The 16,451-nt window shown below is 47.6% G+C and carries 18 protein-coding genes and 1 pseudogene; 6 read left to right on the top strand and 13 right to left on the bottom strand.

Features of this window, described 5'->3' with window-relative positions; translation table 11 throughout:
* Positions 1–172 precede the first annotated feature (172 nt).
* Genes folP through KH703_RS03420 form a run of 5 tightly spaced genes read right to left on the bottom strand, consistent with a single transcriptional unit; the run spans position 173 to position 4,137 of the window.
* Complete coding sequence (gene folP, locus KH703_RS03400) at positions 173–1,315, bottom strand: dihydropteroate synthase (RefSeq protein ID WP_304294147.1); 1,143 nt, start codon at positions 1,313–1,315, stop codon at positions 173–175.
* On the bottom strand, positions 1,312–1,932 hold the full coding sequence (locus KH703_RS03405; protein WP_304294149.1) for a DNA polymerase III subunit delta': 621 nt from the start codon (positions 1,930–1,932) through the stop codon (positions 1,312–1,314). The genes folP and KH703_RS03405 overlap by 4 nt, the downstream gene beginning before the upstream one ends.
* Positions 1,929–2,462 carry a HobA family DNA replication regulator gene (locus KH703_RS03410; protein ID WP_005873254.1) on the bottom strand — a complete coding sequence of 178 codons (534 nt, stop codon included), beginning with the start codon at positions 2,460–2,462 and terminating at the stop codon, positions 1,929–1,931. The genes KH703_RS03405 and KH703_RS03410 overlap by 4 nt, the downstream gene beginning before the upstream one ends.
* Positions 2,462–3,667: an aspartate kinase gene (locus tag KH703_RS03415; protein ID WP_298024929.1), complete on the bottom strand. Its 1,206-nt coding sequence runs from the start codon at positions 3,665–3,667 to the stop codon at positions 2,462–2,464. The genes KH703_RS03410 and KH703_RS03415 overlap by 1 nt, the downstream gene beginning before the upstream one ends.
* Positions 3,667–4,137: an RNA pyrophosphohydrolase gene (locus tag KH703_RS03420; protein ID WP_304294152.1), complete on the bottom strand. Its 471-nt coding sequence runs from the start codon at positions 4,135–4,137 to the stop codon at positions 3,667–3,669. The genes KH703_RS03415 and KH703_RS03420 overlap by 1 nt, the downstream gene beginning before the upstream one ends.
* A 137-nt stretch (positions 4,138–4,274) precedes the next feature.
* On the opposite strand from KH703_RS03420, the gene hemW reads away from it, so the two are divergent.
* The 6 genes and pseudogenes from hemW to KH703_RS03450 all read left to right on the top strand — a co-directional run bounded on the left by hemW (position 4,275) and on the right by KH703_RS03450 (position 9,446).
* Positions 4,275–5,348 carry a radical SAM family heme chaperone HemW gene (gene hemW / locus KH703_RS03425; RefSeq protein WP_304294154.1) on the top strand — a complete coding sequence of 358 codons (1,074 nt, stop codon included), beginning with the start codon at positions 4,275–4,277 and terminating at the stop codon, positions 5,346–5,348.
* 57 nt (positions 5,349–5,405) lie between these two features.
* Positions 5,406–5,675 (top strand): annotated as a pseudogene (gene tatB, locus KH703_RS03430) (Sec-independent protein translocase protein TatB); the annotation flags it as partial.
* A gap of 468 nt (positions 5,676–6,143) precedes the next feature.
* Positions 6,144–6,899 (top strand): twin-arginine translocase subunit TatC, encoded by a 756-nt coding sequence (gene tatC / locus KH703_RS03435; protein WP_304294156.1) that lies wholly within the window; start codon positions 6,144–6,146, stop codon positions 6,897–6,899.
* A gap of 1 nt (position 6,900) precedes the next feature.
* Positions 6,901–7,920 carry a tRNA preQ1(34) S-adenosylmethionine ribosyltransferase-isomerase QueA gene (queA, locus tag KH703_RS03440; RefSeq protein WP_304294157.1) on the top strand — a complete coding sequence of 340 codons (1,020 nt, stop codon included), beginning with the start codon at positions 6,901–6,903 and terminating at the stop codon, positions 7,918–7,920.
* Positions 7,917–8,954 carry a hypothetical protein gene (locus KH703_RS03445; protein ID WP_304294158.1) on the top strand — a complete coding sequence of 346 codons (1,038 nt, stop codon included), beginning with the start codon at positions 7,917–7,919 and terminating at the stop codon, positions 8,952–8,954. Before queA ends, KH703_RS03445 begins: the two co-directional genes overlap by 4 nt.
* Before the next feature lie 39 nt (positions 8,955–8,993).
* Entirely contained in the window at positions 8,994–9,446 is a 453-nt protein-coding gene (locus tag KH703_RS03450; RefSeq protein ID WP_304294160.1) for a hypothetical protein, read from the top strand.
* Positions 9,447–9,777: 331 nt separating this feature from the next.
* Here the strand turns inward: KH703_RS03450 and KH703_RS03455 are convergent, their stop codons facing one another.
* The 8 genes from KH703_RS03455 to KH703_RS03490 all read right to left on the bottom strand — a co-directional run bounded on the left by KH703_RS03455 (position 9,778) and on the right by KH703_RS03490 (position 16,332).
* Positions 9,778–10,275, bottom strand: coding sequence for a hypothetical protein (locus KH703_RS03455; RefSeq protein WP_304294162.1), 498 nt, complete (start codon positions 10,273–10,275; stop codon positions 9,778–9,780).
* Between the two features lie 98 nt (positions 10,276–10,373).
* On the bottom strand, positions 10,374–10,670 hold the full coding sequence (locus tag KH703_RS03460) for a hypothetical protein (protein WP_304294165.1): 297 nt from the start codon (positions 10,668–10,670) through the stop codon (positions 10,374–10,376).
* 112 nt (positions 10,671–10,782) lie between these two features.
* On the bottom strand, positions 10,783–11,043 hold the full coding sequence (rpsR, locus tag KH703_RS03465) for a 30S ribosomal protein S18 (RefSeq protein WP_295151385.1): 261 nt from the start codon (positions 11,041–11,043) through the stop codon (positions 10,783–10,785).
* A 13-nt stretch (positions 11,044–11,056) separates the two neighbouring features.
* A complete protein-coding gene (locus tag KH703_RS03470) occupies positions 11,057–11,656 on the bottom strand; it encodes a single-stranded DNA-binding protein (protein ID WP_177387886.1) in 600 nt (199 codons plus the stop codon).
* Positions 11,657–11,666: 10 nt separating this feature from the next.
* Positions 11,667–12,080 carry a 30S ribosomal protein S6 gene (gene rpsF, locus KH703_RS03475; RefSeq protein WP_304294170.1) on the bottom strand — a complete coding sequence of 138 codons (414 nt, stop codon included), beginning with the start codon at positions 12,078–12,080 and terminating at the stop codon, positions 11,667–11,669.
* Positions 12,081–12,164: 84 nt separating this feature from the next.
* Positions 12,165–13,169: a DNA polymerase III subunit delta gene (locus tag KH703_RS03480; RefSeq protein ID WP_304294171.1), complete on the bottom strand. Its 1,005-nt coding sequence runs from the start codon at positions 13,167–13,169 to the stop codon at positions 12,165–12,167.
* On the bottom strand, positions 13,169–15,091 hold the full coding sequence (locus KH703_RS03485) for a ribonuclease R family protein (RefSeq protein ID WP_304294172.1): 1,923 nt from the start codon (positions 15,089–15,091) through the stop codon (positions 13,169–13,171). Before KH703_RS03485 ends, KH703_RS03480 begins: the two co-directional genes overlap by 1 nt.
* Positions 15,088–16,332, bottom strand: coding sequence for a hypothetical protein (locus tag KH703_RS03490; protein ID WP_304294174.1), 1,245 nt, complete (start codon positions 16,330–16,332; stop codon positions 15,088–15,090). Before KH703_RS03490 ends, KH703_RS03485 begins: the two co-directional genes overlap by 4 nt.
* Between the last annotated feature and the right edge of the window lie 119 nt (positions 16,333–16,451).

Below are 16,451 nucleotides of genomic sequence, written 5' to 3' on the forward strand. Positions count from 1 at the left end.
GCGCACGAAAGCTTAGGCACAAAATGAAATGTGGATAAAATTCCGCAAAAGCTCTTTTGCAAAATTTTAAAAGAATTAAAATATCTCCTTGAGGAATTTTAGAATTCCGCATAAGGCAAATTTACAAAAATCTCGTGAAAAATATGGAATTTCGTGAAAATTCCGCAAAATTTTAAAATTTTACCGCAGCGGCGTCCATCGCGCGCATTAGCCGCAGCATTTGAACGTGCGGAAAAACGTCGTGCGTGCGGATGATCGCAGCACCGTTTAAAGCGGCAACCTGGTGCAGATACAGCGAGCCTGCGAGCCTATCCTCGACCGCAGAGGGGCTGTAAAAATCGATAACGCTCTTTCTGCTCGCGCCCACGAGCAGCGGGCAGCCGAAGTGTAAGAAATGCTGCAAATTTTTAATCAGCACCAAATTTTGCTCGGCGGTCTTGCCAAAGCCGATGCCCACGTCAAGGATGATCTTTTTAAGCCCCGCACTTTGAAGCTGTTGCAAATTTTGCGCAAAAAACTCATCGATCTCGCCCATCAGATCGTCATATTTGGGCGCAAGCTGCATATTTTGCGGCTTTCCTTGCATGTGCATCAGCACGTAAGCGGCGTCGTAGCGAAGCGCAAGCGGTGCGAGAGCGAGGTTCGCGCTAATGTCGTTGATGATGCTAAAGCCCCGATCTAGCGCAAATTCCAAGCAATACTCATCGAAGCTATCGAGGCTAAATTTTGCCTTTTCGTGCAGACGCAGGCGATAAATTTCGTTCACGATGTCCTTTATGCGCGCAAACTCCTCATCCCTGCCGCAGTACTGGCTGCCCGGGCGCGAGCTCACGCCGCCGATGTCGATGATAGCGGCACCCTGCTCGATCATCTTTTCGATCTTGCAAATTGCCTCTTTTAAGCTTGCCGCGCGACTTGCGGGGTTAAAACTATCGGAGTTGATGTTTACTACGCCCATTATTTCGCAGCTTTGCGGCTTAGCAAATTTCTCGCTTAGAAATTTCGCGAGCTCTTTTAGCCCGAAATCCTGCAGCGCTTCTTTTTGCGCCAAAGCTTCGATCTGGCGATCGTTTGCAATCAAAACCGCATCCGTACCTTCGCGCCCTAGGATCACCCCTTCGTTGCACGCAAGCTCGGCGCCGATACTAAGGGCATCCTGCTTTAAAATATTTGCCGCGGGCGCTCGCAGATCTTTTAGATAGAAAAAGTTTAGGCGCGATTTTTTCTGCATTATCGCCCGCCCCGCATTTCGCACGCCGATGCGCTCGCAAATCAGCGCAAAATCGGCCTCGTTTGAAATTTTATAAATTTTCATCTTTTCTCCTCTATCATCAAAAGTAGCGGAGTAAGCACAGCATGGGCTTTGGCGTTGTGCTCGGCGAGGTAGCTTAAGCGGTCAATCCGCTGCAGCTCATCGCTGCTTAGACTGACGTCCGCTTCGAAGCACTCTAGCGCGATCTCGCCGATGAGCGCTTTTAGCGCCGTTTTGTCCAGCTCGCCCTTGCGCTCCAGCGCGATCTGTGCGTCGATAAACTCCACCGCTTCCTTTAAGCTGAGTCTGACTAAATTTAACCCGGTGCGGTATCTGGGCTTTCGCACGCAGAGGTTTTGCACGATCAGGCGCGAGCGGATGGTGGGCAACAGGGCATTGATGAAAGGGGTGATCAGGAAAAACACCGTATTTTTAGGCGGCTCCTCTAAAATTTTAAGCAGAGCGTTTTGCGCCTCCTCGCCGAATTTCGTAGCGGCGATGACGATGATTTTATCCTCGCGCTCGGCGACGTAGGCTTCGTCAATGATCTTTCGCGCCTCGTCGATCTTAAGCTCGACGCTTTCAAAAAACCTTAAATTTTTGCGCGGAATTTCGGCTAAAATTTTATCTTTAAAGCCCTCATAATCGTTTGTTAAAACGATCTGATTTATGATTTTCAAAGCACCACTTCGTCAAAAAGCACGGCGTCGATGCTTTTGTCTAAAATTTTAAAAAGTTGGATCAGTTTTAGATCCAGGCTCGGATCGCTCTCGCTCATATAAAAGCTGTTTTGCAGCCTCTCGTCGATGAGCCACAGATAGCTGTCCTCGTGGCTTTTGGCGATTTTGGCTAGCGGATGGTTGCCGTTGCCGATGTAAAAATATATAAAGCCGTTGGCAAACGCGAGGCTTAGCATATCGTTTAGCAGCAGCGCGTCCTCTAGGCTATTTACGCCGCCGCGGTAGAGCGAGCGCAGAGAAAAAAACGGTAGCAGCGGGCGAGAGTTGGTAGAGGAGTTGATCTTTTTGATGATGTATTCGCTAAACCAGCTTCGCTCATCGTCGCAGATGACGATGAAAGCAAAGCCGTCGTGGAGGAATTTTAGCTTTGAAGCCAAAAGCGGCGTCCAGTCCTCCTTGCGATCCTCGAGCCACTCAAGTCCTGGCTCGGAGCGCATCGCCGTGACGCTCCAAGTGTGCAGATCCTGCATTATTTATCCAAATCGTAGGCTTTATGCAGCGCGCGCACGGCAAGCTCGCCGTATTTGGCTTCTACGATCATCGAAATTTTAATCTCGCTCGTGGAGATCATCTGGATATTTATCCCTTCGTCCGCAAGCGTCTTAAACGCCTTGCTGGCTATACCGCTGTGGCTTTTCATACCCACGCCTACCAAAGAAACCTTTACGATATCGGCGTCCGATTCGATGATGGAATTCGGATTTGGATTTACCTCTTTCATTACTTTATAGGCCGTCTCCAGCTCGTTTTGCGGCACGGTAAAGCCTAAATTCGTCTCGCCGTTTCGTCCGATATTTTGCACGATCATATCGACGTTGATCTCCTTGCTCGCGAGCGCGGAGAAAATTTCAGCCGCGACGCCAGGGCGATCCTCTACGTTTCTAATCGTGATTCTTGCTTGATTTTTATCCAGTGCAATGCCGCTAATTACCGCATCTTCCATCTTTTCTTCTCCTGTTATGAGTGTTCCTTCGTGATCGTTAAAACTGCTTCGCGTCACCAAATTTACGTTTAATTTCTTCGCAAGCTCGACGCTTCGATTTTGCAAAACCTTCGCTCCCAAACTCGCAAGCTCAAGCATCTCGTCGTAGCTGATACGATCAAGCTTCTTGGCTTTTGGCTCGATGCGCGGATCGGTCGTATATACGCCGTCTACGTCGGTATAAATTTCGCACAGATCAGCATTCAGCGCTCCTGCGACGGCGACTGCGCTAAGATCGCTTCCGCCTCGCCCTAGCGTCGTTACTTCGCCTGCGGTGCTAATACCTTGAAAGCCCGCGACGACGACGATTTTGCCCTGCTTTAACGCCTCTTGCATGCTTTTTGGATCGATCGAGACGATGCGAGCTTTGGTATGAAAATTATCCGTCACTATACCCGCGCCTCGCCCGCTAAACGCGATCGCAGCATAGCCCTTGGCATTTAGCGCGATAGCTAAAAGTGCACTCGTAACGCGCTCGCCCGAGCTTAACAGCACATCCATCTCTCTGCCTACGGGAGTTTTAGTAAAAAATTCCGCCTGCTCGATGAGCTGATTGGTAACGCCACTCATCGCAGAGACGATTACCGCGACATCGTGCCCTTCGTTTTTAGTCTTTATCACGCGCTGCGCGACCGCCTCGATCCGCTCTAGCGTACCGACGCTCGTACCGCCGTATTTTTGAACGATCAGCATTAAATGTAACCCTCCTCCTTAAAATATTTTAAAACCGTCGCGTAAATGGGCTTTTTGAAGTGATTTACGTGCTTTAAAACCTCATTCGCGCCTACGAATTTAAATGCGTCGAACTCCGGAAGTTTAGTATTGATGTTTATATCGGCTAAGCTTCGCAATCTCACCAAAAAATACCTTTGAATTTGCCCGTCGTATGGGCGCATCTTTTGAGCTACCCCATCGGGAAAGTCGTAGCTAAGCCACTTCGGGCACTCAGCGATGATATCGACTTTGCTTGTTCCGATCTCTTCACCGAGCTCTCTGCGGATCGCCATCTTAGGCGTCTCACCATCGTCGATACCGCCTTGAGGAAACTGCCAAGCGCCTTTGATGTCGCTTCGTTGCGCAATCAAAATTTCGCAATTAAACGGATACGAGGGCGAAAGTACGATTGCAGCGACATTTGGTCTGTAATTCTTCTCTTTTTCCATCTCGTTTTCTCACAAAAAATTTCTTAAAATTCTACCTAAAAATATTAAAATTTGCGTTAAGAGGCTTAAAATTTATATAAATTTTCAAATTAATTCGCTAAATTTTGCGACATAAATTTAGCCCATAGGATCGCCCCTTGCACATCTATATCCATGTGCCGTTTTGCACCTCCAAATGCCCGTATTGTGCCTTTGGCTCCTTCAGCGATAAGTTTAGCCTTGCAAAAAGCTACTTTCGCGCGCTAGAGCTTGAAGTGCGCGACTTTTTGGCAAAAAATCCGCACGCGCAAATTTCGACGCTTTTTATCGGCGGAGGCACGCCAAGCGCCGTAGATGCGGGGCTTTACGACGAAATTTTTGCGCTGCTTGCGCCGCATTTCGCCGCTAAAGCCGAAATCAGCTCGGAAGCCAACCCAAACTCCGCTAGTCCCGCTTGGTTTAGTGCGATGCGCGAGCTCGGCGTAAATCGCATCAGCTTCGGCGCGCAGAGCTTCAACGATGCCAAGCTAAAGTTCCTCGGTCGCGCGCACAGCGCGGCGCAGATTTTTCTCGCGGTGCAAAATGCCAAAGCAGCGGGCTTTGATAATATAAATTTAGATCTAATCTACGCGAGCAAATTTGACGATAAGAGGAATTTAAAATTTGAAATGGACGAGCTTGCGCGCTGTGAAGTGCCGCATCTAAGCGCTTATGCGCTAAGTCTCGAGGAAAACACGCCCTTTTTCGGGCGCAAAAGCTTTAAAAAGGAAAGCGCGGCTCTAGCTAAATTTCTCTTCGCCCTTGCGGCGGATAGCGGCTTTAGCCAATATGAAATTTCAAATTTTGCCGCGCGCGGACTGCGCTGTAAGCACAATCTCGCCTACTGGCGCGGCGAGGATTACGCTGGATTTGGGGCATTTGCGGTCGGAACTAGCGGACAGGTGCGCCTTAGCTCGCCTAAAAATTTGCGAGATTACATCGCAGATCCGCTGCAAAAACAGCGCGAAGTTCTAAGCGCGCAGGATAAAAAGCTTGAGCGCATATTTCTCGGGCTGCGCTGCGTTTTGGGGTTTGAGGCGCAAATTTTAGACGCTGCAGAGCTAAGCAACGCGCAGCTGCTCGTACGCGAAAAAAAGCTGAAATTTGCCGAGGGTAAATTTTATAATCTCAACTTTTTGCTCGCCGACGAGATTGCGCTTTTTATCACTCAAGAAAGCCGCCACGGGCGCTAAATTTAAGATTAATGAAATTTTAGTTAAAATACGCCACTTTTTACGTTAGGAAATTTTATGTTTGGTATCAGTATGCCTGAAATTACGGTCATTTTAATCATCGCGATAATCGTGCTGGGGCCCGAAAAGCTTCCAAAAGTGCTGGTCGAGCTCGCGAAATACTTCAAAGTCATCAAAAAAACCATCAACGACGCAAAATCGAGCTTCGATCAGGAGCTTCGCATCGCCGAGCTCAAAGAGGACGCCAAAAAATATAAAGAGAGTATCACGCAAGCAAGCGAGGGCGTGCGCAAAAAGCTCACATTTGAGGAACTCGACGAGATCAAAGGCGGTATCGACTCAGTCAAAGAGACGCTAAATGCGGGGCTAAAAGGCGCGGAAAGTTCGCTTAAAGAAACGCTTAACTCGGACGCCGCCAAAGATACGCTAAATTCTGCGGAGGTCTCGGCACAAAAACAGAATGAGACGGCAAATTTAAAAGCAAATTCGAGCGGCGAAAATTCCGCGCAAAGCTCTGCCCGCGCCGCAAACTCTACGCAAGACTCCGCCGACGGCGCAATGAATTCCGGCGCTGAAAGCAAAAGCGCGAATTCTGGCACTGGAAACAAAGGCAAAAATTTTATGCCGAGCACGGACGGCGGCGCGGGAAATTCCGCACAAAATACCAATGCAAGCAGTGAAGCTAAAAGCGCCGCGCAAAATTTTAACGCAAATTTAAACGGCGATGCGCAAAATTCTATGCAAAATTCCGCACAAAATAGCGATACGCAAAAATCATAATGAGAGAGAAATTTAATGTTTGAAGAGCTAAAACCCCATCTAGCCGAGCTTCGCAAGCGCCTGGTTATCTCCGTGCTTTCCGTCATCGTCCTTTTTATCGCGTGCTTCGGCTTTTGGGAAAATATTTTAGGTTTTATGACCCGTCCGCTGGTGCGCGTGCTTCCCAAAGGCAGCGAGATCATCTTTACCCAGCTTGGCGAAACGTTTTTTACCGCGATGAAGGTGTCGTTTTTTACCTCGCTACTTCTAGCAATGCCGATAATTTTCTGGCAGGCGTGGCTTTTCATAGCACCCGGGCTTTACGACAACGAGAAAAAATACGTCATCCCCTTCGTTAGCGGCGCGAGCATTATGTTCTTTTTAGGCGCGGCGTTTTGCTATTTTTTCGTAATCCCCGTCGCGTTTAATTTCTTGGTAAATTTTGGCGCCAAGCAATTTACTGCGATGCCTACAATCGGCGAATATGTAGGCTTTTTCGCTAAGCTCGTCGTCGCATTTGGTATCAGCTTCGAGCTTCCTGTAGTAACCTTTTTCCTCGCTAAAATCGGGCTTGTAACTAATAAAAGCCTGAGCGATTTTTTTCGCTACGCAATCGTCATTATTTTCATCTTTGCAGCGATCATGACGCCGCCGGACGTGCTTAGTCAGTTTATGCTCGCAACTCCGTTAATTGCGCTTTATCTGCTTTCAATCTTCATCGCCAAAATGATAAATCCATATAAGCCCGAGGATGACGAAGGCGAAAATTCCACGGACGTAGCGCAGGCGTGAGATGGCGGATCTAAATTTAGTTGGCAGCTACGATTACGAGCTTCCTAGCGAGCTCATCGCAAGCGCGCCCGTGATGCCCAAACAAAGCGCGCGACTGCTGATCTATGACCGCGCTAAAGAGCAGATCACCCACGCGCACTTCGGCGATCTGGCGGACGTCCTGCCGCCCTGCGATATTATTTTTAACGACACGCGAGTAATTAAGGCGCGCCTTTTCGGTCATAAAAACAGCGGCGGCAAGATCGAGCTTCTGCTAAACTCGCCGCTTGAGGGTAATAAATTTAGCGCCTATATTCGCGGCAGCGTCAAAGCGGGCAGCGAATTAAAATTTCAAAGCGGTCTTGAAGCGTGCGTTTGCGAGGTAATGGACGACGGGCTTCGCATTGTGCAGTTTGAGCAGGGCGGTAAAGCTTTAAACACCCATGATGTTTTTGAAATTTGCGAACGTATCGGCCATGTACCGCTGCCACCATATATTAAGCGCGCCGATACCAAGCAGGACGAGAGCTGGTATCAAAGCATCTTCGCGCGCGAGCAAGGCGCCGTCGCCGCACCCACCGCGAGCCTTCATTTTAACGATGCGATGCTAAACGACCTGCGCAAAAACCACGAAATTTATTTTATCACGCTGCACGTGGGCGCGGGCACCTTCAAGCCCGTGGAAGTAGCGGATCTGCGCGATCACAAGATGCACGGCGAGCTCTACTCTATCCCGCCGCAGACCGCGCAAATTCTAAAAAGCGAGCGAAAAATTTTAGGCGTGGGTACGACCGTTACGCGAACGATCGAAAATTTTGCACGTAACGGGCAAAGCAGCGGAATCTGCGAGCTATTTTTACACCCGGGCAACCCGCCGATAAGACAGAATTTTTTGCTTACAAATTTTCACTTGCCCAAATCCACGCTGATAATGCTCGTAGCGAGCTTCATCGGTCTTGAGCGCACGCTTAAACTCTACCGCATCGCAGTAGAGCAAAGATACCGCTTCTACTCCTATGGCGATGGGATGCTTGTGCTATGAAAGCCGTGGTTTTAGGCGCACTAGCAATATTGGCTGCGACGGCAGGCTTTGCGGCAAGAAAACTTTTTGCTAAAAAGCCCGCCGTAAGCGGCAAAATTTTCTCCGCTGCGCCTAAAGCCAAAGAAAGTGATTCTGTCGTGCCTAGACGCGAGGATATCGCGCAGATCGATATTTTAAAAATTTTAAAATTCCAAAGCGAAATTTTATTTGAGGAGTGCACGAAATACGACAGCACGCTCTATCTTAGCTTCCCGCCGCAGCTGCCGCGTATCTACGGCGGCGAGGTGCTAAATCTCACTAGCGCGGTCTTTGACGCGTGCGAGTTTTTCCTGCAAAATATCGCTGAACCAATCCGCGTAAGCGTGGAATTTAGTAGCAAGGAACTTAGAGCGAATATGAGCTCTATCAAGCTCGACGTTCGCGTAGGCATCGATCGCGAGCTAAAGGATCCGCGCACCTATGCGCTTAAAAGTGCACTGGAAAGCGCTGCTAGCACGGATGATGAGTATCTTACTTCGGCGCAGACCCATTTGCGTGCACTCGGTTCGCATCCGAGTATTGGAGCTGACGGGCGCGGAACCTTTATTAAAATGGATGCTGTGCTTAGCTGCTTCGCGCAGCAAAGTTTTAGCGCCAAAAAATACGACTACAACGTCATAATCACGCATAAAAACCGCGCGATCTTTGAGGAGCTGAGAGATTTTTTGAGCGGGCTTGGTTGCGACGTGATGCCAAACTCCAACTGGGAGAGCGCGAAGAGACATCTAAACGACTTCATCTACGTAGCCGACGTCGTCATCCTTGACGCCGAGATCCTGCGCGCAAATATAAGCGAAATAAACTACCTCAACGCGCTGGAAAAAGATGGGGTATTTTTCATATTTTTGCTCAAAAACAAACACTCGCTCAAGGTGCTGGAAGGGCTAAGCTTTAAATTTTTCAAGCTCGAGATGCCATATTTCTACGACGAGTTTTACGCCACGCTTGATCTCATCGAAAAGATCAAAAACGATGAGAATTTCTTAGGGCTGTAGCGAACAGACAGCGATAAATTTAAAACCGAAGAGATTGAAGTGCTATATTTCGACCTAGATTGGATCAAGGGCAATATAAACGATAGCGAATATGCCTTAAGGCAGCGGCGGTACGAGGCGTATTTGGCAGGGCTGCATAAAAATATGCATACACTAGAAAGAATTTTTTCGGGCATAAACTTCAACGATGCGCTATTACTACCCGAAAAACAAATCAATGAAAAGTTGCATTTGAAATTTTACATCGAAGATTTGCAAAATGGATATTATGAACTAAAATGCGTTATGAGCTCGGATCAAAGATGCGACGCGGCGCCCGGCGAAATAATAACGAGTGAGATATTTTACGAAAATGGCAATTACCGCCTCTCTTTCATCCCTACCTGCCTGAAGGAATACGCCGTTAATTTTTCCAGTATAGATAGCCTTAAATTTAACGTGATTTCGCAGAAAAAATATAGCCGCGAGTTTAAGAAATGGAAACTTTCATAGAAAACCGCGCGCCCAATCGGTCGCGCATAAAATTTTGCCCGTAAAGATCGCGCCCTTAAATTTATCCCGCTTGCAAGCCGTAAACAGCGTAAATTCCGTCGTGTCTTGCAGCTAAATTTATTAAATTTACATAGTCCGCGCACAAGCAAGTTTATTTCGTCTGCTTACCTCAAAAACGCCCAAGTCCCATTTTTAAATTTTACGCCCCAAGCAGCGGACTTAAGATATTTTACAAACGACATAATCTGTTTTGAAGCGCGCCCGATAAGACGTATATAAAGCGAGTAAATTTAAGAATTTAGTGCGGATGGCTCGGCTTGCGATTTAAATTTTATCTTTCGCCCTCTTTTTTAGCCCTGACCGCTTCATAAAGCTCATCGATCGAGGTTGCGGACGAGCCCGAATATTTCTGCGCCGCTTGCATAGTCTTTTTGCCCCACTTACCGTCGATTGCCACGCCGTAGCCGCTAAACATCAAACTACGTTGGATATAATAGACTTTATCTTGCTGTGTCATATTTTGTTGCTTCTGCACTTCGTGCTCGGCATCTTTTGCCTGCTCACTTTCATATACGGAAGCACCCGCTAAATATCCTAGAACTAAGCCTCCCACAATTGATACGACAGACGCAACAAATCTATTATTTACGCTAGAAGTCAAGCCTTCCAAAAATGCCTTTGCAATGCAAAACACTATAAAACCTGGAATAAAAGCGAGAACAGCATTGAAGCCACCACCTATCACATATACGAGCATACAGACTAAAATAATAGCTACAAGCCCCTCACCCAAACCGCTACCGGCAAGAAAGCCTAGGAAAAAATTCATAATTTATCTTTTAAAATTTAAGTAATGTAATTCTCCAAATTTAAATTTAATCGGAGAATTACAAAATTTATCCCCGCCAATAGACGGCGGAACATAGGCTACTTAACGTGCTTCATGATCCTATGAAATTGCGGACTATGATCTTGCGCCATAAAAATAGACCCAATGATACCTAACACGCCGATACCCAAGACGATATAAAATAGAATACCACTATCCTTGGCAAAAGCCCCTCCAAAGAACAGCCAAAGTATAGAAATAAGAAGCGTCTTTAGCCAGGGTCTGCTATAAGAGATCTCCGCCTGGCACCCACCGCATACGACCGCACCGTATTTGATGTCGTCTTTGCCGCAAAAAGGACACATTAAATGATCCGGATGTTCATTCTCTACCATAATTTCTCCTTTGAAAAAATATAGGTGGAATTATATATATAAGAGCGGGCTTAAATTTTAAAATTTAGAGTTTAAAATAGGGGGAATTTTAGCGGCTTTGTACCGCTAAAATTTAAAGATTTTCGAATGGATTTACGACTACATCTTTGCGATCGACGATGTAAGGTATAAGGGCTGCTTGGCGCGCGCGCTTGATAGCCTTTTCTACCATCTCTTGGTATTTTTTGCTAGTGCCGGTTAAGCGGCGCGGCATAATCTTAAAGCGCTCGCTTAGGCAGTGCTTTAACAGCGCCGTGTCCTTATAATCGATAAATTCGATCTTTGCCTCCGTAAATTTACAATACTTTCTAGTATATTTTCTCTTATCTGCCATGATTTTTCCTTAATTAAAATGGGATCGTGTCGTTGCCGTCATCGTACTTATCAGCATCGACGTCGACTTCCGGAATCGTGCTTTCGTAACTCTGCTCTTTTTGTTTAGGCGCATTGTAATCGTTTTTTGCGCCTCTTGAATTTGAGTTTTGTCTGTTAGCATAGCTATTTCCGCCGCCGTAATTACCGCCGCTATAGTTAGAATTTCCGCCGCCGTAGCCGCCGGAGCTTCCGCCATAATTGCCGCCCTCGTAATTGCCGCCTTGATTATAGCCGCCGCTTCCACCTTGATTGCTTCCTAGCATCTCCATAGTATCTACGCTGATGGAGTGCTTGCTTCGGTTCTGTCCGTTTTGATCCTGCCACTGATCTAGCTTTAAGCGACCTTCGATCAAAATTTTACTGCCTTTTCGCAAGTATTGATTTGCGATCTCGGCCGTACGACCGAAAAAATCTATGTCTATAAAGCACGTTTCTTCGCGTTTCTCGCCGTTTGAGCTATTGTATCTGCGTGTGACGGCGATGCCGGTTTTGCCTACGGCGGTACCCGTTTGCAGATATCTAAGCTCGATATCTCGGGTCAAATTACCTACCAAAACTACTTTATTGAACATATTTTATCCTTTATTCATCCTCTTTGGTTGCTTCTTCAGGCGCTTTTGGCTCTACCGGTGCTTTTGGCTCGCGCTCTTTTTTCGCAGGGCTTAGCTTGATGCCTTTGCTTAGCTTGTCCCAAGCGGAAATTTCACGCTTAGTTTCATATTTGACGGTCAAAAATCTAATGATATCTTCGGTGATACGCAGATTTCTAACAAGTTCGGAGATCAAGCTCGGCTCGGCCTTAAAATAGATTACGAAATAAACTCCGCGCTCATATTTGTCGATCTTATAGGCAAGCTTTCTAGCGCCCATTTCGATCACAGAAGCGATCTCTCCGCCGTTTTTGGTTATGATTTCTTTGACGAAATCGACTTTTGTTTTAACTTCATCGTCGGTAAGCGTGGGCTTAACGATGAATAAAACCTCGTAGTTTCTCATAAATTCTCCTTATGGATTTTAGCTCGCAAACAGCGTCTGCGGGCAAGGATTTTGCAAAAAATGCGAAGAGATATTACTAAAATTTCACTTAATATTTGCTTTTTGCCGGAGCGAACTTAACAGCATGCGCTGCAACCTCAAAAACGACGCGAGCAAAAGCTCATCCTTTGCCGCGTTCTTTTCGCTTTTGAGTTCAAATTCCAAATCGTTTAAGTGAGCGAAAATTTTATAAAACATCCGCGTCGAAAAGCTAGTGGCGTAGCGCTGCATCTGTGCGGCTACGGAAGGTGGCGGCTGATAGCCTAAAACCGCCTTAAAATCAAATCTGCCGTTTATTTTCACGTAAGCATGCAGGCGAAAAATTCTATAAATCAGGCGGTAGAAATAATTTATCAGCTCCATCTCGTTGTATCCGCCGCCCAGAGCCATTTTGTAAAAATCTACGCGAAAATCGCAAAGGCTGAAAATTTTATCAAAAAGCTCGTCGTAGCTCACCTCGCTAAGGCCATAAACCATCAAATTTACGTTTTGCAGGCTAAGCTCGAGCCCCAGACTTGCAAATTTCTCTATCTCGCTCGCGCTTAGGCTCAGGCTTTCGTTGTGTATGGCGTAGATCCTGCTAAGCGCGGCGGTGTTTGCAAAAAGCCCGCACATCTCGCATTTTTGCGCAAGTAGCGCTATGGCTTCATTCATGCCCGAGGGTTTGAAAAATCTAACCTCATTTCGTTCAAATTCCTTGATAAAATCCGCGCTTACAGAAATTTCGCTATCGTTTAGCTCGTAGATCAGATGGTTATTCGCGTCCGACTTACACAGCGCGATGAGCCTTCGCAGCTCCTCCTTTTTGATAAGCGAGGCGGTTTTGATGTGAAGCGTGTTGCTGCCGCCGAAAAGCGAGGGCTCCAAGAAGCTTCGCGCCTGCTCAAAATCATACTCCAAAAAATACAAACTCAAAAAATTTTCCGCGACGTAAATTTGCTTCAGGCGCTGCGCGTAAAGCTCGTTTGAAAAATCGTCTCCGCCGCGCAAAAGCACGAAATTCGGCACCCTGCCGCTTGCGATAAGCCCGTCAAATTCTTTCCTATACATCAGATCTTCTTTACTACCCTGCCTAAAATCACTCCGCTAGCGATGTTTGCATCCGTAAGCTCTACCAGCACGGGCGTTAAAATGTCGCCGGCGAAATTTGAAACTAAAATTTTAGCCCCCTTTAGCTTGTCATCGAGCTTTGCGGTGACGGAATTTCCGTTTTCGTCGATGTAGCAACGGAATTTTTTGCCCAAATTTTCCGCGGCCCAGCGCGCAAATTTTCGATCCATAAAATCAAACGTGACCTTATCCGCCTCGCGCTCGAGCTCGTTTAGCCGCGCGCACGTCGCATCGATGTTTAAAAGCAGGTAATTATAAAATTTTTCATCTCCCCTCATCTGCGCCTTTAGCAGGCGGTGTAAAATGAGATCGGAATAGCGTCTGATCGGGCTTGTGAAGTGCGTGTAGTTATCAAATCCGAGCCCGAAATGCCCGCGCGATTCGGATCCGTACTCAGCGCGTTTTTGAGCCTTAATGATGAGCTTATCGACCTCCTCGCGGATCCCCATAGCATCGGCTTGCGCTTGGATTTCGCCGATCATCTTAGCAAGGTTGCTCTGATACGGCGCGTCGATGCCGAACAACGCCAGATCGTCAAGCAGCGCGTAAATTTTTTTAAGCTCCGCCGAGCCGTGATTTCTAAAAACGCCCCGCTCGATACGCGCCGCAGCGGCTTTGTTGGCTAGCAGCATACAATCCTCGATGAGTTTGTGCGACGGAGTATCGGTCTCAAAGCGAGTGGAGCTTATTAGGCCGCGCTCATCAAGCGTGATGCGAAGCTCCTTGGTGCGGAAATCAAATCCGCGCTTTAGCCTCGCGCGGCGCAGGCGCTCGCAAATTTCATTAAGCGGCAAGAGCCAGCTTAAAATTTCAGGCTCGCTCGCTTTGCGGGTGCGTAAAATTTCATCGACCTCGTCGTAATTATAGCGGCGTTTTGATCTTATAATCGCTTCGAAAAGCTCCTGCTTTTGCGGGTTTAAATTTTCATCCAAAGCGATTTTAAAAACAAAGGCTAATCTAGGCAGATCTGGCATCAGCGAGCAGATGTTTTCGCTAAGCTCGCGCGGCAGCATCGGCACGGATCTGTGCGGGAAATAGATCGAAAAGCCGCGAAATTTCGCCTCCTTATCGATCGGCGAGTATTCGCTTACGTATTCGCTCACGTCGGCGATCGCGACGTAAAGCGTGCGCTCTTTTACGTCAAAATAGATCGCGTCATCGAAGTCCTTGGCGTCGATGGGATCGATGGTACAAAAGGGCAGATGCTGCAAATCCACGCGCTGCGGATACAGCGCCTCGTCCACTTCGCTGCCGAAGCTCGCGGCTTGCTGCTTGCACGCTTCGTTAAATTCGTCATTTTTATCGTAGATCGCTAAAGAAATTTTCTCATCGACGAAGGGATCGGATAAGTTTCCGATCACCTCGGTAATCTCGTTCGTTAGATTATCAATCTTTAAAAGGGTGTCTGACGGCAGCTGCTTGAGCGATTTTTGCGTGGCTTTGAGCGGATTTGCGAGGCCGGTTTTAACGTTCACGCCTAAAATTTCGCGTCCGAAGCTTTTGGTATAAACCACGCTCGTTAAAAATGCGGGCTTAATGCACATCAGCACTTTTGCGTGCAGGCGGGACTTTCTTGAGCTTAAAATTTTTGCTAGGATCAGATCGCCCAGATGCACGCCGCTTAAATATCTGTTTTCGATGATGAGATCGGCTTTTAAGCGGTCGTCGAAGCTTTGCAGATAGCCCGTGCCGTCGCGCGCGATGTCGAGCCTGCCGAAAACATAGCCGTCGTTCAGATAGAGCTTGCCCTTGTGCGCGCTGATAGCGCCGATATTTAGGAGGTTGCGCACGAGCTCCTTTTGCTCTCCGCTAAGATCCTTTTCAAATACGCCCGAGTTAAAGGCGCGCAGGAACTCTCTCATATCGAAATTTCACCTTTCGCCTCTAAAAACGCCTCTTGCTCGAAGCCGAACTCGACTAGTAAATTTAAAGCGTTGTCGATACTAAGCTCGTCGAAATGATGGTAGATATTGACCGCGGTTTTGGCGATCTTTAGCATCGCGTAGCGGGATTTGTTCTCAAAAGGCGCGTCGTCGGGGGCGTTTGAATACAGCGCGTCCTGCGCGATATGCTCTAGCCCGAAATGCGCAAATAGCGCGTGCGAGACGCTTTCGCGGTTCGTGCCGCTAAATTCCATCTCCACATCGGTAAAATCCTGCGGAAAGATCGAGCCCTTGATGGCATGGTAAAATTCCTCCGCCTTGCCCGCCGCGCACACCTGCTCGTCGATAAAAACCCGCCCGAACTCCACTAAAATCACGCTTGAAAGGATACTTTGCTCGATCTGCGGGTAGGATTTGATCCACGAAAACATAAGTAGATTTCGCAGTAGCGAGACCTGCGTAAGCTTTTCGCGGTCGATGCGATACGCCTGCAAATCCGGCTTGAGCATCTCATCAAATACCGCGAATAGAAAAAACGCCCGCATCTGCTCGCGCCCGTAAAGCTCAAGCGCTCGCTGTAATTTTAGCATCTTTAGTGTCGCAGCGCCCTGCTCTCGCCCCTGCTCCTGCGCTCTGCCCCATTCTTGCCCCTGTTTTTGCTGCTGCGCTTGCCCCTGCTCCTGCTCTCGTTCTTGCTGTTGCGTTTGTGCGGCTTGCGTAGAGATACTCGAACCTAGCGCACAATCAGCTCTCGCGGCAACGCGTTGATTTTGTGGCGGCGTATCGCTCGCGGCCTGTGAGGGGTTAAATTTAAAATTCTCGCCGCTGCAGTTCACGCCGTTTGCGTCATTTGGATGATTAAATTTAAGACTATCGCCCTGCCCTACTAGGTCTGCGCCTTTTTGCTCGCTCGAGGCGCACTCGTTTTGCTGCCACTCGTCTACGGCGTCTTGCAAGCCGTATTCTATGGACTTTGCGCCTTGTAAATCGCACCGCTCATATGTAGCGGCGAAATTTTGCCTCGCGAACCCTTCGGCGCTAAATTTAGACAGACCGCAAAAGGCCAAATCTAAAATTTTATCCGCAAGAGGGGCGTTTTTTGAAATTTGCAAAGCGAGCCTGACATCCGAAACGTCCGCGTCAAACGATGCTAAAATTTTTAAAATTTCATCGCTAAAACCCGCGAGTGCGCCTATTTTTTGGGTTATAAATTTATTCATTTTGAAAAGCCGTTCAATATAAATTTCGCACAATCATATCAAATTTTAACTCAAATTGCAAAGCAAAACGCCGCCGTTGCGTCTAAATTCCGCTTCGGCTCGCGGGCTTTTGAAGCGCT

Origin of the sequence: Campylobacter gracilis, from assembly GCF_018374135.1 — a bacterium.
In the GTDB taxonomy this organism is placed as follows: domain Bacteria; phylum Campylobacterota; class Campylobacteria; order Campylobacterales; family Campylobacteraceae; genus Campylobacter_B; species Campylobacter_B gracilis_A.

Excerpts from the sequence above, each read along its gene's own strand:
- folP (WP_304294147.1), bottom strand. The coding sequence starts at position 1,315 with ATGAAAATTTATAAAATTTCAAACGAGGCCGATTTTGCGCTGATTTGC.
- KH703_RS03410 (WP_005873254.1), bottom strand. The coding sequence starts at position 2,462 with ATGCAGGATCTGCACACTTGGAGCGTCACGGCGATGCGCTCCGAGCCA.
- KH703_RS03415 (WP_298024929.1), bottom strand. The coding sequence starts at position 3,667 with ATGCTGATCGTTCAAAAATACGGCGGTACGAGCGTCGGTACGCTAGAG.
- KH703_RS03420 (WP_304294152.1), bottom strand. The coding sequence starts at position 4,137 with ATGGAAAAAGAGAAGAATTACAGACCAAATGTCGCTGCAATCGTACTT.
- tatC (WP_304294156.1), top strand. The coding sequence starts at position 6,144 with ATGTTTGAAGAGCTAAAACCCCATCTAGCCGAGCTTCGCAAGCGCCTG.
- queA (WP_304294157.1), top strand. The coding sequence starts at position 6,901 with ATGGCGGATCTAAATTTAGTTGGCAGCTACGATTACGAGCTTCCTAGC.
- KH703_RS03445 (WP_304294158.1), top strand. The coding sequence starts at position 7,917 with ATGAAAGCCGTGGTTTTAGGCGCACTAGCAATATTGGCTGCGACGGCA.
- KH703_RS03455 (WP_304294162.1), bottom strand. The coding sequence starts at position 10,275 with ATGAATTTTTTCCTAGGCTTTCTTGCCGGTAGCGGTTTGGGTGAGGGG.
- KH703_RS03460 (WP_304294165.1), bottom strand. The coding sequence starts at position 10,670 with ATGGTAGAGAATGAACATCCGGATCATTTAATGTGTCCTTTTTGCGGC.
- rpsR (WP_295151385.1), bottom strand. The coding sequence starts at position 11,043 with ATGGCAGATAAGAGAAAATATACTAGAAAGTATTGTAAATTTACGGAG.
- KH703_RS03470 (WP_177387886.1), bottom strand. The coding sequence starts at position 11,656 with ATGTTCAATAAAGTAGTTTTGGTAGGTAATTTGACCCGAGATATCGAG.
- rpsF (WP_304294170.1), bottom strand. The coding sequence starts at position 12,080 with ATGAGAAACTACGAGGTTTTATTCATCGTTAAGCCCACGCTTACCGAC.
- KH703_RS03480 (WP_304294171.1), bottom strand. The coding sequence starts at position 13,169 with ATGTATAGGAAAGAATTTGACGGGCTTATCGCAAGCGGCAGGGTGCCG.
- KH703_RS03485 (WP_304294172.1), bottom strand. The coding sequence starts at position 15,091 with ATGAGAGAGTTCCTGCGCGCCTTTAACTCGGGCGTATTTGAAAAGGAT.
- KH703_RS03490 (WP_304294174.1), bottom strand. The coding sequence starts at position 16,332 with ATGAATAAATTTATAACCCAAAAAATAGGCGCACTCGCGGGTTTTAGC.